The organism is Arsenicibacter sp. R0_47, assembly GCF_057652235.1.
In genome coordinates this window covers 1-617 of the sequence record NZ_JBYFCJ010000110.1, presented here as the reverse complement: position 1 = coordinate 617, position 617 = coordinate 1, and the positions used below count along the sequence as shown (strand labels likewise).

General features: G+C 52.7%; 1 pseudogene. It reads left to right on the top strand.

Annotation, left to right across the window (positions count from 1 at the left end):
- Positions 1-249: 249 nt before the first annotated feature.
- Positions 250-617: pseudogene (locus AC23NW_RS36235) on the top strand (hypothetical protein); the annotation flags it as partial.

Genomic DNA, 617 nt, shown 5'->3' with positions numbered 1-617 from the left:
CAGGGCTTTCTCATAAAAAAAGGCAAGAACCAGTATGTCCTATTTTTGTGGTGACGAAACTACAAAACGATGACGACTGCGACTTGCCCTTCCAAAGTTACACTATTTTTTGAGTGCTTAGTCAATGCAACCGATCTTGATGAACGGGATAACCGTGGTAAAAAACACTCGTTAGCGTTGGTACTGACCGGCTTAGCATTGGCCCTGTGCTGCGGGCGGGATGGCAAATTATCCCGGCTCCATAGACATATGGTCCACCATTATCCGGCCTTACGGCAAGCAACTGCCAGTACTCAACCACGGGTGATTTCCCGGGCTCAGTTGCCCCGCTTGCTGGCAAAGGTAAACCTTGCGGTATTCAACACGTTAGTTTTTGAGTGGTTCGGCTTGAGGCTGACACCCGCCCAGAGCGGCTGGTTTGCCCTGGATGGGAAAGAGCTCAGGGGCTCGATACGGGCCGGTCACCGGCGTGGCGAGGCCTGCGTATCGGCCTTGAGTCAGGACACCGGACAGATTATGAGTCAGTTATATTACAGTGGTTCAAAAGATAGCGAGCAGCCGGCAGTGCGGCAGTTGCTAACCCAAACCGGGCTGGCGGGGCAAAAAGTAACCCTTGA